The organism is Bacillus cereus group sp. BfR-BA-01355 (assembly GCF_022663675.1).
Classification (GTDB): domain Bacteria; phylum Bacillota; class Bacilli; order Bacillales; family Bacillaceae_G; genus Bacillus_A; species Bacillus_A thuringiensis_S.
Genome location: NZ_JAKUFY010000059.1, coordinates 1 through 16,678 on the forward strand (window position 1 = coordinate 1; position 16,678 = coordinate 16,678).

Consider the following 16,678-nt stretch of genomic DNA (forward strand, 5'->3'; position numbering starts at 1 on the left):
CTGAATCGCAATACTATCCACTTCTTTTAGCCAAACAAGCTCTTTCTTCATGGCAGGTAGTTTGGCAGAGCATGTACCATAGGTCAAGCCTTTTCCTGTCTCTTTGTATGCATGATTCCATAAGGATAGGAAATGATTGAATACAAAGCGAGAACACCCAATCGTTTTGTTGATTAGAATTGCTTGTGCTTGATTTGGATAGATACGAAACTTATAGGCTTTATTAATCATTATTTGATTCACCTCCATTTTGGTATATGACTATTATACACCAAACATACATTCGATAGGTAGTGGAGTAACACTTTCTGTATGTCGAACAATTAAGATGGCTTCCTGCCATCCCTTGTTCGAAGCCAATTCATCTCCCACCTACTCACTGGGCTGTGAACCTTCACGCTTCTTGAGGAAGGAGTCTTCTTGGCTAAAATGATAAAAAGAAATGCCTCAAAAAAGATAAAATACCTACCCATTCAATTTAGGCAAAGAAATACAAAAAATTGTACGTTTCTTTGCACTCTCTAAACTAATCTTCCCTCCATGTTTCTCCACTATATGCTTAGCAATAGTTAATCCAAGACCTGATCCCCCATTATTTTCTCGAGAATCATCTACTCGAACAAATGCATCAAAAATACTCTGTTTCATATCCTCAGGTATTCCAATTCCATTATCTATAATGTTTATATATACTTTGCTTTCATCCTCAATTAACGATACAAACACGGTCGTACCTGCCGTATTATACTGTAGGGCATTAGATATTATGTTAGAGATAGCACGGTATAGTAATCTGTTGTTAATTGGAGCAATCACTTCTTTAGAGGGAATTTGATATTGAAGGATTAAGCGCTTCGCTTGAAATAAATCATAATATTCTACAAGCAATTCACGAATAAACTCAGATACATCAGTTGGATGTACTTCAAAAGGGTAATCAGAATGCTCTAATTTAGACAGTTCAAAAATATCTTCAGTTAATACCGCAATGATTCGAATCTTATTATATATTACATTCAAAGTTCTTTCTCTTTCACTTTTTTCTGTAATGATCCCTAGTTGTAATGCTTCAATATAACCTTGAACAGTTGTAATTGGTGTCCTTAAATCATGAGACAAATCTACAAGCATCTTCTGCTTGGTTTCTTCCAACCTCTTCTTCTCTTTCTCTATTTTATCGAGTTTTTCAGACATAACATTAAACGAATGCTGTATTTGCATTAACTCAAAATATGTTTCATAGTTTAACCTTTTATCATATTTCCCACTAGCAATTTCCTCAAATCCAGTTGCTAGTTTATCCAATGGCCTGGTTATTTTCCTAGCAATTTGCCTACTAAATATATATACATTCATAGAGAAAAATACAAAAAATAAAACGATTGTAGTAAGCAATATCTTATAAAAAACATATACGTATTCCTCATTTTTATCAGAAAACGTATATTCATACTTTATTGCTTTTTTAGGAACCTTAACAAGGCAATATAATGTTTCACCTTTTTTCGTTACAAATGTTGCTACAGATGAATAATAAGGAAGCTTATCATTATCAAATAATAATTTAGTAAATTCTCTTTGTGAATATGATAAAAGCTTATCCTTCTTTTCCCCTTTGGTATAGATAACTTGTAAATTTTCATTAAGAATTTCTACCCAACCACCAAATGATTCTATTGATTCTGCATTAATAGTTTTAAAGTTTTCACGAACTACTTCACTTGCCTTTAAATTATTTAGCTTTCCTAGTTGCTTTTCTGTTTGATACATCAAAAATATAAATAAAATTATTACGGTGAAACCTATTGCTAGTGCAAATATAACGTAATTTTTAATCAAGATATATAAAACTTTATTTTTCATAAAGTTCTTCCTTCCTAGCAAATCTATACCCAAGTCCCCGGATCGTTTTTATATAAACTGGATTCTTAGGAGAATCCTCTAATTTCTCTCGTAGTCTACTAATATGAACCATAATCGTATTATCATCTGCACAGTAATAATCAGACCATACATTTTCAAAAATTTGTTTTTTAGTAAATATTCTCCCTGGTTCTCCCATAAAAAGGGTTAAGATTTTATATTCCGTAGCACTGAGAGAAATGGATTCGCTTGATTTATAGAGTGTACAAGAATGATGATCTAATACTAAATCACCCATATGAATTTGCTTCTCCTTACCTTCTACAGCCTTATCATTAAATTCATAGGACCTTCTAAGATGAGCTTGAACTCTAGCTATAATTTCTAAAGCACTAAATGGCTTTGTAATGAAGTCATCTGCTCCAATCCCTAAACCTATAATTTTATCTACTTCTTGAGATTTGGCTGACAATATAAGTATTGGAAATTGTAACGTCTCACGAATTTTTTTGATTAATTGATAACCATCCATTTTAGGCATCATAATATCAACAATAGCTAAATCAATATGATTTTCTTCTAGACACTTTAAGGCAACTTCACCATTTGAAGCCTCTACAACAAAAAAATTTTCCATTTCTAAAAAAAGCTTTAAAAGATCAATAATATCTTTGTCATCATCAACAATTAATATATTTTTTTTCATACTCTCCCTCGCATCAGTCGGAATTTTCAAAAATCTATTTAAGGTTATTGTAAGATAAATGAAAGTGACATGAAAGACTAACCGTTTAATATACAGGTATGAATTAAAAAAGGAGGCAATATCACATGAAAAAACTTGTTGGAATTGCGTTAGCAGCTACCATTGGAATTGGAGGTTTAGGAACTTTTGCTACTACTAAAACTCACGCTGCAGTAAACAATCAAGAATCAACAAAATCGGTTTATCAAGTATCTGACGTGCAAGGTGAATTTATGCACATTAAAGTGGGGAAACCTTGGTCAATGACGCCAAGCGGAAAACAATACAAATATGTATTATTTAGTGAAAATAAAATTTATGTAAACCCTAAAACTGGTGTAGTAACAGCATATGAAGAAGGAGCCGCTGAAGGCAGAGTACTCGATAAAAATGGAAATGTTGTTGCTATTTGGTATATCACCGCTTTTAAATAATGAAGGGTTAATTTTACAAGGTCGAAAAGAGCATCTTTAAGTTTATTATGAGAGTATTAAAAGAATTTCAATACTTGTAATTACCCTAAAATAAAAAAGCTTATCTTTTAACACGTAATGATAAGCTTTTTTATTATTCTTTTCATTTTTTGTTTTCGGAAGTATTTCTTTAAGTTGATAGTAATGCGGTGCTATTCCATCACTATCTACAACTATATAGTATCCCAAAACGGAAACAACGGATTGCATTTATATAATTAGGTTTTGGAGAATTGATAATTTTGTTTAGGGATACTTTACGATTTTAACTTGAATGACATATAGTGTTATTTTTAGCATTCTAAATAATCGGGTTCAATGTATTTTTCTGTTTCAGGAGAGCTTTTAATTTCTATAGGATATTTCTTAAAAGCTACAACAGTAATCCTATCTTCTTGAACTAAACTTCTGGATTCATTTATAGAAGAGAAACCTGTTCGCGTTAAAAAATTGTATAAAGAGGATTTTGTCATCCAAAAACTAGTAACGTTATCTAATGATGCCCATTTTGATTTTAAACGTTCTTCTATTGATGAATTAGCAGAGTGTTCTAGCATTGTGTGTCCCTTATATTCATTATTTTTATAAAGTACTGATACATTAGGAGTAGAAGTGATATGAGTATCAATTATTACAAACCTTTTGCATACTTCATGCACTTTTTCTAAAAAGGGGAATACATCTGAGCAGTCTAAATGATATAAAATACCAGAGCATAAAACAATATCAAATTGACCATATTTTTCAACACTTAAATTTCTTACATCATCTTGATAAAAAGTTAAGTTTTCCAACCTTAATAAATCTTTAGCGAATATAGCTTTTTGTATGTTTGATTCTCTTCCTTCTATCCCTACAACAGTTGCTCCTTGCATAGCAAACTCAATAGCGTAATGCCCCTCTAAACAAGCTAAATCTAAGATTCGAAGATTTTTAAAATCACATTGTGTGATATCTCGAATCATTGTCACAATTTTTTTTAATGCAGGATTGGGTTGTCGAATATCTCTTGTATATAGATTATCCGTTAATTTAATATCATAAGCGGTCCATTCACCATATTTACGAATAATATTTTCTTTTTCGAGAACAAAATCTTTCATGATACAATTCGCCACCTTTAACATAATATTATGTGTAATATATACCTTTATAAGATCAATATATGTGTGTATAACTTGTATTTAGACGAAGGTAAACATTTTAATATGTATTAATCCAAACAAGAGAAGATGATTCATGTGAAACAATTTACTAAATTTCCTCTGACATTTTTAGTTATGTTCCTAGCCAATTTAGCGAACTATTATTTTATCCTATTTATGTAATAATAAAAGCCTTCCTAATTATAGGAAGGCAACGTTCTAAAATGAAAACCTATATTTGATTACTAATTAAATTACCTCAAACTGATAATATATACTTTTCCCATTCTCCCTAGTTACTTTAATTTCAGCAAATCCTTTACCAATGACATCCATTCTAACCTTTCCATTGCCCTGTACTGTATATTTGACAACTTTTTCTCCATCTATTGTTGTATGCTTTGCTGCAACTCCTTCCTCAACCCTAGATTGACCAACACGCCAACAGTCACTGCACTTTTTTGTGCTCTTAGATATCATTTCATTTTTTACATGTACGCTGTTAGTAGATGCATCAGCAATACCATTTGTACTCAACAAAATTAAGGAAGTTACTAAACCTATTCCCAGTTTCTTTAACATTATTTCATCCCTCCTGTGTTAATTCATACTTTTATATTAAACTGAGATTCTTTCAGGTAACTTTCATTTACCTTACAATAACCTTAAATACCTTTCTGTAAATATTGAATTCTTTGGAAGAAAGAATTCACATAGTTTATATTGATTTTTTAAACATGGTCATGTTCAGGTAAAGGCTTAAACATGTTTTCCATGTGGATTGGCCCTACATTATTAGCTATATGTACCTTTCAATTCATTTTCTGCTATTAGTTCATGGGTTAAATAGATCAAATACATAATGACTGAGAGAATTAGATAACTAGCAGTTTTACCTTTATCAGCAATTAGATGCCTTGCTTCGACTAGAATCACTTTTACTATTAATAGAATCTCACTAGCTCAAATGTAATAACTTATGAGTATAAGAATATTTTCTGAGCTTTAATATAATGTAAAATTAGTAAGAAAGTTATTTCATGAAAAAATGTTAACTATTAAAGAATTAGAAGTGATTATATGAATAAATTATTACTGTCGTGTTTATTAGCTACATTCTGTCTAAATATCGCAGGTTGTTCTAATGATATGACTATACTAAAGGATAGTTCTAAACCTTCAACACCTACGAAGGCTAAATGCATTAACAAAGCGTGGTACAAAAAAATATACCCTGTAGTAGGGTATAATAAAGTTCATGAGGCGAAATTTTCATATATTAATCACAATATAAAAATGTTGTAATTAATTGTTCTAAATCTTCCTAAAAAAACTATCAGTAATGGTGGTCTTGTTTATATTGGTGAGGTTGTATTAGTATGATAGAATAGATTTAACTGTATGACGTAGGGTGGTTGGTTGCTGTCCTTTCTCTTTTTTTATGTAGAGGGAAAGGAGGTGACTCCTATGATGGAATATTTACTGTCTTTGCTACAGGATTTGTTGAAAGTATTTTTGACAATTCTTGTTACTGGTTATGGAAATAAACTAGTGAGTAATATTAGCAAAAAACGTAAAAGAACCTCCCTACGCCGTCGGAAGCAAAAGGGAAGTTCTAGAAAAAGAAAATAACTTTATTTAGTAACTACCCGCCTTACGGCAACAGTTACCAGAAGAGATGTATCGAGCATCTCTTCTTTTATTATATACCCAAGGTATTACTGTAATACTACTGTAGTAATAATTATATCAAATGAACATAAAAAATCAATGTGTAAACAATGAGTGTAATGGACAAAAGAAAAGACATCCTAAGGTTCCTTCCTCCGACTTATGAATCAAATCTATATTTTATTCACTTTATTCAGTATATTGATGCTGGCCTTTGTGCAGCAATAGAACCAAATCACGCTATAAGCATTAGCGGACATCAAAACATTCAAAATCGGTCTTTTATGTCCGCTAATACTTAACGTAAGTTTTGGTTCCGTTGCTACACAGACGACTATATCCTCTCTACTGACTGTGGTTGCATTTTCAAACAATAAAATTATAAAATCTATTTATATCATCTTAATGATTTAACTTCCTCGTATTCCCTCATTCTCTTGTAAAATGTCGCTTTCTTCATGCCAGCCTTATCCATTTACTCAACAGCGTTGATCTTTCCTACCTTCCATTCCTTACTATCCTCTTGCATGTAACAAACATTAGAATTGAAACCTTTGAGATTACTGTTCCCTTAACTACAAAGAAAACGCTAAACTTCATATATACTTCTGAGGATGTTATGTAATACTAATTGGTTTTTATGATAATTATTCGTAAGTGGATAATTCACTACGCGCCTCGTCTATTGTATCCCTAGCAATTCTTAACGATTTTAAACATTTGTCTAATTTCGCTAAATCTGTTTGGCTCGCAGCATCTCCATAGTTGTCTATAACAAATTGCAAGTTATCCATCGCCTTTAAAATAGATGAATGTAGACCCTTTAATTCTGTTGGGGGTTCTACATATCGTACACTTGAGATGAGATAAGACATTTTATAGAAAACATCGCCTACATCTGAAACCCACGATTTGTTTATAGTACCCTTAATTTCTGCATCAGCCTCTAAAATTCTAAATCGGGTCGCCACATCAGATAGGTCCTTTAAATAATCATCCATTACCCATGCATAATGCTGCTTGTCTAAATGTTTATAATCACTTGTTTCGGCTCCTTGCTTTACTTCTTTTTGATTTCCTATATTTTTTTTATCCGCAGTGAATTCCTCAACTGCTGCTGTAATGGTTTTTATACCTTTTTTGCTACCAACAAGAGCGTCGATAGTTAAAATACTACAGATAAAAATCACAAACATGGCAATCCACTTAGCCCATTTCAGCATAAAAAAACTCCTTACTTAATATATTTCTCCTAAATTATAATACAGGATTAACGTTCATTATAAACAACATGTCTCTTTACCTATTACCTTACCTTCTGTTTTTCCAAAATCGACATCTTTAAGTAAATCTATATCATGTCAAAAACGATGTTTAAATATTGTATCATCAAATTAAAATATAACACTATTATATTTTCCTATCAAGAATATTTTTCCAAACCAAAATCATTCATAGACTCTTCTTTTCACCATTAAACCTAATTTATACATATTGAACTCCCCCCACTTTCACTTCGTTTAGAAGTGAGGGATTCCTAAGTAAAGAGTTCTATCGAACTCTAATTGATTAGGCTAACCCCGCAGTCCTTGCGGTTAGAAGCCTTATCGCTTCATTCTTTAGATTGATACTTGCGTTAATATCTCTATCATGATGTGTTTGACAAGAAGGACAGTCCCATTCACGTAGGTTGAGATTTTTAACGTCTTTATTTTGATACCCACAACAAGAACATAATTGGCTGGAAGCAAATGTTTTCGATACGACAATGACTTGTTTGCCATACCATTTTGCTTTGTATTCTAACATGGATCGAAATTGCGACCAAGATACCTCACTAATTGCTTTTGCTAACTTATGATTCTTTAACATATTCGATACTTGCAAATCCTCTATACCGATAATATCGTGGTTTTTGATGATTTCAGTTGAAATTTTGTCCAAGTAATCTTTTCTAGCATTGGATATGTATTCATGAATTCTAGCTACCTTTACTCGTTGTTTATTCCAGCGAGAAGATCCTTTCATTCTTCTAGAAAGCACACGCTGTGCTTTCGCCAACTTATCTTCTAATGATCGGAAAAACTTCGGATTTTCATAGTGTGTTCCATCTGACAAAATAGCGAAATCTTTTAGTCCTACATCTATTCCAATGTAAGAACTTGTTTTCGGAAGTTCTTGTACTTCTGTTTCAACTAATAGTGACACAAAATATCTACCAGAAGGGTTCCGTCTAACCGTAGCATTTACAATACGCCCCTCTACTTCGCGACTTTTGGCAAATCGAACAAGACCTAGTTTCGGCAACTTTATTTTGTTCCCTACAACGGCAATGTTTTCATTTGTTTGTTTTGTAGTATAAGATTGTACGTTGTTCTTCTTAGATTTAAAGCGAGGTGCGCTGTTTTGTTTTTTGAAAAAGCGTGTATAAGCATCCGCAAGGTTGCGAACAGACGACTGAATCGCAATACTATCCACTTCTTTTAGCCAAACAAGCTCTTTCTTCATGGCAGGTAGTTTGGCAGAGCATGTACCATAGGTCAAGCCTTTTCCTGTCTCTTTGTATGCTTGATCCCATAAGGATAGGAAATAATTGAATACAAAGCGAGAACATCCAATCGTTTTGTTGATTAGAATTGCTTGTGCCTGATTTGGATAGATACGAAACTTATAGGCTTTATTCATGATTATTTGATTCACCTCCATTTCGGTATATGACTATTATGCACCAAACGTACATTCGATAGGTAGTCGAGTAACACTTTCTGTATGTCGAACAATTAAGATGGCTTCCTGCCATCCCTTGTTCGAAGCCAATTCATCTCCCACCTACTCACTGGGCTGTGACCCTTCACGCTCCTTGAGGAAGGAGTCTTCTTGGCTAAAATAATAAATAAAAAAAAGAGGATCGCCCCATACTAGAGCAGATCCTCTCTTTCACTTCACATACACATAGGCTTCGTTTGCTGTTATATAATATGTTTTACCTTTACTATTGTGCACTCTATATTGTGGTGAATTATTTACAATTACCTTTGTATCAATAATGAATCCTAAACCCATATCTACAGTACCGGCAACATCTTTATCTTGCCAAGATGGAGAATCATAGAAACGTAAATTATTTACTTTTGAAATAACTCTTTTACCAATTACTGTAGCAGGTTCATTGCCTTGGCAACGAATATATGAAGAATCATAATAAATCCATTGGTTACCACCAAAATGTAACCAGTTCCCTAATTTATTCCATACTTTATAAGCCTCACCTTTTTGTAGCTTACGAATAACACTATTTTCTGTTGATGGTCCAGAGCGGAGATTTACATTGTATCCTTCAATATATGCAATACCATTCGACTCTACTGTACCAGATATTTCATTTGGTTTTTGTGGTTTGGTATCCACTGTAACCGTGCTCCCGTTATAAACCTTTAACACGTCTGCTCGGAACTTAGCCTCAGATACGCCATGACTACGAAGATAATCCAGTGGATCTTCATGGTCTGTCCCACCTAATTTATAAGTAATATCCCTATGTGTCCATAATCCTTTAGAGGGATGAATATTTCGTTCTCGCAAGATTTCCCCAATTAATTCTATATATTTTTCATATGAACGCTTAAATTTTAATGGATCACTTGTCTCACACAATTCAACATGAACAAATCTAGCATTTGCTGCTGGACCTGCCCCCCCATGCCTGATGTTTTGTAGATGCAATTTGAATTTTTTCATTCCAATCCACTGCGTAGTGAACAAATGCTGAACGCCATGTGCGAGACTCATATTTTTGAATATTAATTGCTGGCGCCTCTGGGGTAGCTGTAGAATGTGCCACAACACCTTCATAAGCTCCAACACCATAACGGTATGGTTGTTTTGGTACATCAGGAATAAATAGAATTCTATCAGCAAATACATTTTTTTCAATTGATAACACTAAAATAATAGCAACAACTATGGATAAAATATGCTTGTATTTCTTTTTCATTTTCTATCGGCATCCCTTTTTACAATTTTTGTATGGTCAAATAATCCACTAGCTGACAATCCGATAATCATTCCTTGAAATAAATTCATTTTAATATCTTGAGACAAAAATAAAACACCTAGCGTAATGCCAAGTGTTAAATTAAATAACGGAATATATTTTGTTTGCAGTCCAGTCGTTTTTGCAATTTGTGAAATTCCTACAACAACCCCAATCATTGCCGTAATTTCAATCATTACATACCTCCTCCTTTCAAAAAGAAGGTAAGAGCAGCTCCAATTAGTCCACCAATAATAAGGCGTAGGATCCAAGTTGTATTAGCACTGATTTTGTCTAATTGCTTATTAATATTAATAATGTCCTTTTCATTACCTGTCGTCCGCATTTCTAAACTTCTAATCTCTAATCGTATATCCTTAATATCTTGCCTTATTTCCTGAACATCACCCTTCACCTCTTGTAAACTATCCATTTTACCACCTCTTTCCCACTTCTTACTTGATTAAAAATAAAAAGCCACTCATAGAGTAGCTCTTTATTCTCATCGTATATTAAAATGTTCTTCTTTTACCCATGTGTTTTGTCCAATGTCAATATAACCATCTTTTCTTGCAAAAATTCCATATGGATAAGATCCATCTACATTTCCTTTATACTTTCCATTTGGACCATCATATGTGTTAATGCCATAACCTGCTGGATATTTTGAGTAAGCATGGAACCACTCTACTTCAAAGTGCTCTTCTTTCGCCCATGCTTCCCAACCTAGGCACAACATGTTTTCATTTCCACCATACCAAGCAGCATCTATAATTAAATATGGCATTTTTGTATTAATGACATTACCTGTGAACCAAGCATCTTTTCCAGGGCCACTATATAAATTGATACCCGATCCTTCTGGGTATTTAGACGTTGCAATTCCTAGTCCTTTTGGTTGTAGTGGTTTATTATTATCTTTGTTAAATGCTTTGTTTATCTTCTCAATGAATTGATCCAATCTTCCTTCATCGAGCATTCGGTGTGGGCAATGCTTTCCACTCCACGATTTATGTGTACGTACGTTACTAATCGGTATATTGAATTGTTTCATTAGCTGAGCAATAACAATTGCTGCATTATCTTCTGCTTTATAATATCTATCTCCACCGCTTAAAGAGTAACAAATTTCAACCCCGATAGATTTACGATTACCATTCCCGTTACCATCACCGGCATGCCAAGCATTACGATCAAACGGAATACCTTGCACTGCTTCTTTGTCGTCTACTGCAACATGAAACGACACTGAATTATTATTTCCAATCATATACGATATCTCATTTTCTGCTGATGCATCATTGTACGTATTATGTACTGTAATGAATTCTGGTGTCATTGTATTGGGACACTTTATACCATATTTACTTGGATCCACTAATTTTCTTCTAATTTCCATTACTGAACATCTCCTTTTTCTTTTATTTTTTATCATGTAAAATTCCATTGAATTATTAAGTCCATCTAGAAATTAAATGCTCATATATGCCGCATTTTATATAATGGGTTATGATCCTCATATTCAAAAAGGAAAAAGAGCAACCTTTTACATCAGTTGCTCTTTCAAAAATTAAACTCTATATTCCGCCCAGCATTTTACAGATATTACTCTCATCTCAAGAGGTATGATAACAAGTTTTTTCATTCTACTTAATACGTGCAGATTTAAAGATATTATCTTACATTAAAATGCTCTTCTTGTACCCATGTATTTTGTCCAATATCGATATAACCATCTTTTCTCGCAAAAACGCCATATGGATAAGATCCATCTACATTTCCTTTATAATTTCCATTTGGACCATCATATGTGTTAATGCCATAACCTGCTGGATATTTTGAATAAGCATGGAACCACTCTACTTCAAAGTGTTCTTCTTTCGCCCATGCTTCCCAACCTAGGCACAACATGTTTTCATTTCCACCATACCAAGCAGCATCTATAATTAAATATGGCATTTTTGTATTAATAACATTACCCGTGAACCAAGCATCTTTTCCAGGGCCACTATATAAATTGATACCCGATCCTTCTGGGTATTTAGACGTTGCAATTCCTAGTCCCTTTGGTTGTAGTGGTTTATTAGAAGGATCAGTTGTACCACCACCGTCTCCTTTTCCTAAGTAATCTAATGGATTCACAGCATTACTCTTATTAACGTTCCAAGACCCTTTATGCAATTCAAAATGCAAGTGTTGACCACTAGAATCCCCTGTGTTCCCCATAATCCCAATAGTTTGTCCTTGTGTAACAGAATCACCTTCTTTTACTGTTCGAGAACCACTACGCATATGGGCATATACCGTTTCCCATGTAATCCCATCAATAGTGTGCACAATCATAATACATTCACCATAACTGGATGAAACATAAGAACGACTAACTCGTCCGCTAGCCGCTGCATAAATTGGATGATAGCCCGATTCAGCAAGGTCTATCCCATGATGATCTGGTCTGCTCCCCCTAAAACCACTTGTTACTCTCGTTGTATCTGTTGGATAAATAAATTTTGCCATAATAATCTTCCTTTCTATTTATAAGTAATATAAAAAGGCACTTAAAAAAGTACCTTTTATAACATATTTTCTTAATGTTTAAATTTAATATTTATAATCAAAGAAAAAGAGATCCTTTGTTATTACCTTACATTAAAATGTTCTTCTTTTACCCATGTATTTTGTCCAATATCGATATAACCATCTTTTCTCGCAAAAACGCCATATGGATAAGATCCATCTACATTTCCTTTATAATTTCCATTTGGACCATCATATGTGTTAATACCATAACCTGCTGGATATTTTGAATAAGCATGGAACCACTCTACTTCAAAGTGTTCTTCTTTCGCCCATGCTTCCCAACCTAAGCAAAGCATATTTTCATTCCCACCATACCAAGCAGCATCTATAATTAAATATGGCATTTTTGTATTAATAACATTACCCGTGAACCAAGCATCTTTTCCAGGGCCACTATATAAATTGATACCCGATCCTTCTGGGTATTTAGACGTTGCAATTCCTAGTCCTTTTGGTTGTAATGGCTTATTATCACCGCCACCATTCCCTCCATCAAAATCTACATATTGCTTAACAATTTCAGAGTAGAAGAAATTCCCTCCATTTTTATATCGGTAACCACCATTATAGGCAACGGCAATAGGTTGACTATACTTGACCATAGCACCAGTCGTATTTCCAAGTGATGGCGCAACAACCGTTTTAGAATACAGATCTGCCACCGGTAATGAATGCTGTTTATTATTAGATGCTAACCAACGAAGGTAAGCTCGTCCAAAATTATATGATTGAACAATGGCACTTAAATCTGTAATACCATTTTTCTTTGCATCATCAAAAGCTCCTTTTAGATGCTTTACTCCATAATAAATTGAATCTTTAGGATTTTTAATTGTATTCATCGCCCAACCTTGTGATTCACTGGACTGCATAATATCAGGTGTTGTTTCAGAGTTTCCTCCACTCTCCACCATAATAATCCCAAGTACGTAGGGAACTAATTCAGACACACCTTGTGCTGAACATTCACTTTCTACCATTGATTGCCAACGTAACACTTGTTGTGGCAGATTCTTTGTTTTAACTGAAGCAGCTAATATACTCATTACTAAATCTCTCCTTATTTTCCTATTATTTTTTCTATAGAACTCTTAATCTACTAATTACATCTAACACTTAAATGAAAAATTTTTTTAAAATTACTTCATGTTGCTCACCTTCTTTCACAACAAAAAGAGCAACCATAAAAATAGTTGCCCTTTCGTCGAAATCTTATATTACTACTATAAATCACTTTTTCAATACTTTCTGTACACTGCATGTACCCTACAAAAAGGTAACATTAAAACCCATCTACAAACTTGACAATCTTTTTTATTTCAGCATGTTTTCGGCGAATATAGCCTGTACTATAATGTAATTCAAACGCTATTTGTTCTAAAGTCATTCCATCAACATACTTCATTTTGAGAATTTGATGATCTAATCCTGTAAACTTATTAATTAAAATCTTTAAATCAAATACTTCATTGATCTTATGTCCTAACTCATATTCAATCGCTTCAATCCGATCTTCTACTTTAGCCCCTTCGGATTCAGCAGTTAATCGTACATTTTGTAAGTCCCCACTAGTCCAGCGCTTTAATTCTGCTTTTGATTTGTCTAAGTTATATTCTAAATATGCAATTTCTTCTTCTAGTTTCTGATAATCTTTGAGCCAGTCAAACATATAATAATCCCCCTACTTTTCTTTATTTAAATCCTGCTTTTATTTTGATCACCAAAGATAAACTAACCTTTATTATCAATTTAATAAAATTTATAAATATTAATTATGATTTATATTTTTTTAATAAAGTTTTTAATCTCTCACGCTCTTCTTCAATAGTTAACTCATTATTTTTTATAGGCTGCTCTTCTGGAACATCTTCTTTTTCATGTAACCATTCTGGTACCATTTCACTTCGATTAGTATCCCGTGATCCAAATTGTTTTTTATTCTTACCAAGATCAAACTGTGCATCTAGCATAGCTACATCCTTGAGTGTTTTTACCTTTTTGGTTTCCCATTTTTTAAGAATCCCACGTACATATCTCCACTTTGGTACATTTTCATCAATTGATCTATTTACTGCTTCCCCAATTAGTTCACTACCTAATGATTCACAAAATACACCAAGCTCTCTAATCGCTATTTCACTTAATGAAATTCTATTCTTCATTAAAAATTGATGACTTATTTTAAAATCATCATTTATTAACCTTTGTGAGATTAATTTTTGTTTATTATCATGACGATGATTTATATTTTGTATATCAGTATTTAGTTCTTTCGTACTTTGTATATTAATATTTAGTAGCTTGTGATTTTCCACCGGTAGGTTACCAGCAACAGGTTTTCCAGCAGGTGGGTTTTCCACTGGTGGATAATCATCCACTGGGATTTCGTAAATAATTGTCTCCCACCTAACAATTTTGTTTTTTTCATCTCTAACAGGAAATCTTTTAATATATCCGTATTCTTTTAATTCCTGCATTCCAGCTCTTAAGCTATTTATACCGTCTTTTGCATGTTTCGATAATTCCTCTCTATAAAACACCCAATCATCTGGAAGTGTGAGTATGTAAGCTAATATCCCTTTCGCCTTCCAAGAAAGTCTTTTATCCTTTAAACCGGTATTATTAATAACGGAATAATTATTATCTTTTTTTACTCGGAAAATCCCCATAGTATCTACCTCTCATATTTTAAAACCTTTGTTTACCTACTTATTACATTCTTTAACTGTCCATTCACAGTTCTCTCATTCTGTCAAAATCAATAAATTCTTTTGCAATACCTATATGTCATTAACAAACCTTGTGCATTTATTACGATCTCTAATCCACTCCCTCCATTATTATTAAAATTTAGAAGGTCCGTACTCACTACTTTTAGCTTCCACCTAACAAAATCTACTTTTCATTATTTTCAAACCAGAGTGCGCTTAAAAAGAACTTAAAGTTCGATTTATTACTAAAAAAAATATTATCTACACTCTTATCAAAAAACTTTGCAATCTTCCTAGCTGTCTCCATTGATGGAGTTCTTTCTTTTTGATCAATCATTCGAATATAGCGTTCAGTTACTCCGCAATAGCTAGCAATTTCTTTATATAAGTTTTTTTTCGGATCGTACATTTTATTTCCCATTATCCTACCTCCATAAGAACAATTAGTTCTAAATACAGATTAAAGAACTAATTGTTCTTTGTCAATGCATAAAAGAACTTTTTGTGCTAAAATGAATTCAAAGAGAACAATTAGTTCAATTAGAGAGGTGAACAATATGATAGGACTTAGAATAAAATCCTTACGAAAAAAAGAGAATTTAACCCAAAAACAACTGGCAGAAAAAATTGGGGTATCCCAAAGAATGATAGGTTACTACGAATCAGAAGAGAGGTTCCCTCCACATGATGTTTTAACTAAATTAGCTGATTGCTTTTCAGTTTCAGCTGACTATTTACTTGGTCGATCTGTTACAGACGAACCAAACGAACAAGTAACGCCAAAAGATGAGAAAGATATAGCAAAAAGAATGGAAGAAATAAAGAAAGATCTACAAGGCGAAGATGGCTTAATGTTCTCTGGTGAACCTATGAGTCAAGAAGCGGTAGATTCATTATTAGATGCGATGGAGTACATTGTAAAACAAACAAAAGTAATCAATAAAAAATACGTGCCTAAGAAATATCGTAATCCAGACGATAACTGATGCAAGCTTAGGAGGGAAAACATTGAAATTCGTCATTAGAGATCTAGTCCAACAACTTTGCAACAAATACAACACGACAAACCCCTATGAGCTTGCAGATTACTTAAAAATACATGTACTAACATCGGATTTACATGAAGAAATAAATGGTTTTTATAAATATGAAAAAAGAAATCGTTTCATTGTTATTAATACTAATTTATCTCCATCTATGCAGAGAACTGTTTGTGCCCATGAATTAGGACACGCGGTTCTACATACTCATGCAAATACACCTTTCCTGCGTAAGAATACATTCTTTTCCGTTGATAAATTAGAGATAGAAGCAAATACGTTTGCTGCGCTTTTGTTAATTGACAAAAAGACCATTCAACCTGGTGATACAAAAGCATGTATAGCATACAAAAATAATATTCCAGTTGAACTATTAGAATTCTATAAACCTTTTTAAAAGGACTACAAGCTTCATAT

Annotated in this window: 19 protein-coding genes and 1 pseudogene; 4 read left to right on the plus strand and 16 right to left on the minus strand. The window is 33.1% G+C overall.

What is annotated here, in order from left to right; translation table 11 throughout:
* From MR167_RS18890 to MR167_RS18900, 3 genes are all read right to left on the minus strand, one after another.
* The coding region (locus MR167_RS18890) for a helix-turn-helix domain-containing protein (RefSeq protein WP_170264971.1) at window positions 1–231 on the minus strand (231 nt) is incomplete at its 3' end.
* A gap of 234 nt (window positions 232–465) precedes the next feature.
* Entirely contained in the window at window positions 466–1,863 is a 1,398-nt protein-coding gene (locus MR167_RS18895) for a sensor histidine kinase (RefSeq protein ID WP_098838907.1), read from the minus strand.
* On the minus strand, window positions 1,853–2,569 hold the full coding sequence (locus MR167_RS18900) for a response regulator transcription factor (RefSeq protein WP_016078289.1): 717 nt from the start codon (window positions 2,567–2,569) through the stop codon (window positions 1,853–1,855). The genes MR167_RS18895 and MR167_RS18900 overlap by 11 nt, the downstream gene beginning before the upstream one ends.
* A 125-nt stretch (window positions 2,570–2,694) precedes the next feature.
* Between MR167_RS18900 and MR167_RS18905 the strand changes: the two genes are divergently transcribed.
* Window positions 2,695–3,042 (plus strand): hypothetical protein, encoded by a 348-nt coding sequence (locus tag MR167_RS18905; protein WP_016078288.1) that lies wholly within the window; start codon window positions 2,695–2,697, stop codon window positions 3,040–3,042.
* A gap of 332 nt (window positions 3,043–3,374) precedes the next feature.
* Here the strand turns inward: MR167_RS18905 and MR167_RS18910 are convergent, their stop codons facing one another.
* Together MR167_RS18910 and MR167_RS18915 are read right to left on the minus strand one after the other, a co-directional pair.
* On the minus strand, window positions 3,375–4,184 hold the full coding sequence (locus MR167_RS18910) for a class I SAM-dependent methyltransferase (protein WP_136983351.1): 810 nt from the start codon (window positions 4,182–4,184) through the stop codon (window positions 3,375–3,377).
* Window positions 4,185–4,475: 291 nt separating this feature from the next.
* Window positions 4,476–4,808 carry a hypothetical protein gene (locus MR167_RS18915; RefSeq protein ID WP_074790477.1) on the minus strand — a complete coding sequence of 111 codons (333 nt, stop codon included), beginning with the start codon at window positions 4,806–4,808 and terminating at the stop codon, window positions 4,476–4,478.
* A gap of 885 nt (window positions 4,809–5,693) precedes the next feature.
* On the opposite strand from MR167_RS18915, the gene MR167_RS18920 reads away from it, so the two are divergent.
* The gene (locus MR167_RS18920; RefSeq protein ID WP_165375055.1) at window positions 5,694–5,858 is read left to right on the plus strand and encodes a hypothetical protein; all 165 of its coding nucleotides are present in this window, start codon (window positions 5,694–5,696) and stop codon (window positions 5,856–5,858) included.
* A gap of 686 nt (window positions 5,859–6,544) precedes the next feature.
* Here MR167_RS18920 and MR167_RS18925 read toward each other — a convergent pair.
* The 11 genes and pseudogenes from MR167_RS18925 to MR167_RS18975 form a co-directional block, all read right to left on the minus strand.
* The gene (locus tag MR167_RS18925; protein WP_000922178.1) at window positions 6,545–7,120 is read right to left on the minus strand and encodes a hypothetical protein; all 576 of its coding nucleotides are present in this window, start codon (window positions 7,118–7,120) and stop codon (window positions 6,545–6,547) included.
* A 346-nt stretch (window positions 7,121–7,466) separates the two neighbouring features.
* On the minus strand, window positions 7,467–8,603 hold the full coding sequence (gene tnpB, locus MR167_RS18930; protein ID WP_242315236.1) for an IS200/IS605 family element RNA-guided endonuclease TnpB: 1,137 nt from the start codon (window positions 8,601–8,603) through the stop codon (window positions 7,467–7,469).
* A 231-nt stretch (window positions 8,604–8,834) separates the two neighbouring features.
* A pseudogene (locus MR167_RS18935) lies at window positions 8,835–9,891 on the minus strand (N-acetylmuramoyl-L-alanine amidase).
* Entirely contained in the window at window positions 9,888–10,127 is a 240-nt protein-coding gene (locus MR167_RS18940) for a hypothetical protein (RefSeq protein ID WP_000570186.1), read from the minus strand. Before MR167_RS18940 ends, MR167_RS18935 begins: the two are co-directional and overlap by 4 nt.
* Window positions 10,127–10,363: a hemolysin XhlA family protein gene (locus MR167_RS18945; RefSeq protein WP_000377825.1), complete on the minus strand. Its 237-nt coding sequence runs from the start codon at window positions 10,361–10,363 to the stop codon at window positions 10,127–10,129. Before MR167_RS18945 ends, MR167_RS18940 begins: the two co-directional genes overlap by 1 nt.
* A gap of 69 nt (window positions 10,364–10,432) precedes the next feature.
* Window positions 10,433–11,329, minus strand: coding sequence for a peptidoglycan recognition protein family protein (locus tag MR167_RS18950; protein ID WP_000405937.1), 897 nt, complete (start codon window positions 11,327–11,329; stop codon window positions 10,433–10,435).
* Between the two features lie 275 nt (window positions 11,330–11,604).
* Window positions 11,605–12,447 carry a M23 family metallopeptidase gene (locus MR167_RS18955; protein WP_078994273.1) on the minus strand — a complete coding sequence of 281 codons (843 nt, stop codon included), beginning with the start codon at window positions 12,445–12,447 and terminating at the stop codon, window positions 11,605–11,607.
* A gap of 122 nt (window positions 12,448–12,569) precedes the next feature.
* Window positions 12,570–13,556, minus strand: a complete 987-nt coding sequence (locus MR167_RS18960; protein ID WP_106081865.1) for a lysozyme family protein — start codon at window positions 13,554–13,556, stop codon at window positions 12,570–12,572.
* 236 nt (window positions 13,557–13,792) lie between these two features.
* Entirely contained in the window at window positions 13,793–14,179 is a 387-nt protein-coding gene (locus MR167_RS18965; RefSeq protein ID WP_086398143.1) for a DUF1492 domain-containing protein, read from the minus strand.
* Window positions 14,180–14,282: 103 nt separating this feature from the next.
* Complete coding sequence (locus MR167_RS18970) at window positions 14,283–15,179, minus strand: DnaD domain protein (protein WP_086398142.1); 897 nt, start codon at window positions 15,177–15,179, stop codon at window positions 14,283–14,285.
* 226 nt (window positions 15,180–15,405) lie between these two features.
* On the minus strand, window positions 15,406–15,642 hold the full coding sequence (locus tag MR167_RS18975; RefSeq protein WP_000527099.1) for a helix-turn-helix transcriptional regulator: 237 nt from the start codon (window positions 15,640–15,642) through the stop codon (window positions 15,406–15,408).
* Window positions 15,643–15,778: 136 nt separating this feature from the next.
* Here MR167_RS18975 and MR167_RS18980 point away from each other — a divergent pair, with 136 nt between their 5' ends.
* Window positions 15,779–16,207: a helix-turn-helix domain-containing protein gene (locus MR167_RS18980; protein WP_000579787.1), complete on the plus strand. Its 429-nt coding sequence runs from the start codon at window positions 15,779–15,781 to the stop codon at window positions 16,205–16,207.
* 22 nt (window positions 16,208–16,229) lie between these two features.
* Entirely contained in the window at window positions 16,230–16,658 is a 429-nt protein-coding gene (locus MR167_RS18985) for an ImmA/IrrE family metallo-endopeptidase (protein WP_000673773.1), read from the plus strand.
* Window positions 16,659–16,678: the final 20 nt, after the last annotated feature.

Bases quoted from the DNA above. Each gene is read 5' to 3' on its own strand.
- MR167_RS18895 (WP_098838907.1), bottom strand. From the start codon at position 1,863: ATGAAAAATAAAGTTTTATATATCTTGATTAAAAATTACGTTATATTT.
- MR167_RS18900 (WP_016078289.1), bottom strand. From the start codon at position 2,569: ATGAAAAAAAATATATTAATTGTTGATGATGACAAAGATATTATTGAT.
- MR167_RS18905 (WP_016078288.1), top strand. From the start codon at position 2,695: ATGAAAAAACTTGTTGGAATTGCGTTAGCAGCTACCATTGGAATTGGA.
- MR167_RS18910 (WP_136983351.1), bottom strand. From the start codon at position 4,184: ATGAAAGATTTTGTTCTCGAAAAAGAAAATATTATTCGTAAATATGGT.
- MR167_RS18915 (WP_074790477.1), bottom strand. From the start codon at position 4,808: ATGTTAAAGAAACTGGGAATAGGTTTAGTAACTTCCTTAATTTTGTTG.
- MR167_RS18920 (WP_165375055.1), top strand. From the start codon at position 5,694: ATGATGGAATATTTACTGTCTTTGCTACAGGATTTGTTGAAAGTATTT.
- MR167_RS18925 (WP_000922178.1), bottom strand. From the start codon at position 7,120: ATGCTGAAATGGGCTAAGTGGATTGCCATGTTTGTGATTTTTATCTGT.
- tnpB (WP_242315236.1), bottom strand. From the start codon at position 8,603: ATGGAGGTGAATCAAATAATCATGAATAAAGCCTATAAGTTTCGTATC.
- MR167_RS18940 (WP_000570186.1), bottom strand. From the start codon at position 10,127: ATGATTGAAATTACGGCAATGATTGGGGTTGTTGTAGGAATTTCACAA.
- MR167_RS18945 (WP_000377825.1), bottom strand. From the start codon at position 10,363: ATGGATAGTTTACAAGAGGTGAAGGGTGATGTTCAGGAAATAAGGCAA.
- MR167_RS18950 (WP_000405937.1), bottom strand. From the start codon at position 11,329: ATGGAAATTAGAAGAAAATTAGTGGATCCAAGTAAATATGGTATAAAG.
- MR167_RS18955 (WP_078994273.1), bottom strand. From the start codon at position 12,447: ATGGCAAAATTTATTTATCCAACAGATACAACGAGAGTAACAAGTGGT.
- MR167_RS18960 (WP_106081865.1), bottom strand. From the start codon at position 13,556: ATGAGTATATTAGCTGCTTCAGTTAAAACAAAGAATCTGCCACAACAA.
- MR167_RS18965 (WP_086398143.1), bottom strand. From the start codon at position 14,179: ATGTTTGACTGGCTCAAAGATTATCAGAAACTAGAAGAAGAAATTGCA.
- MR167_RS18970 (WP_086398142.1), bottom strand. From the start codon at position 15,179: ATGGGGATTTTCCGAGTAAAAAAAGATAATAATTATTCCGTTATTAAT.
- MR167_RS18975 (WP_000527099.1), bottom strand. From the start codon at position 15,642: ATGGGAAATAAAATGTACGATCCGAAAAAAAACTTATATAAAGAAATT.
- MR167_RS18980 (WP_000579787.1), top strand. From the start codon at position 15,779: ATGATAGGACTTAGAATAAAATCCTTACGAAAAAAAGAGAATTTAACC.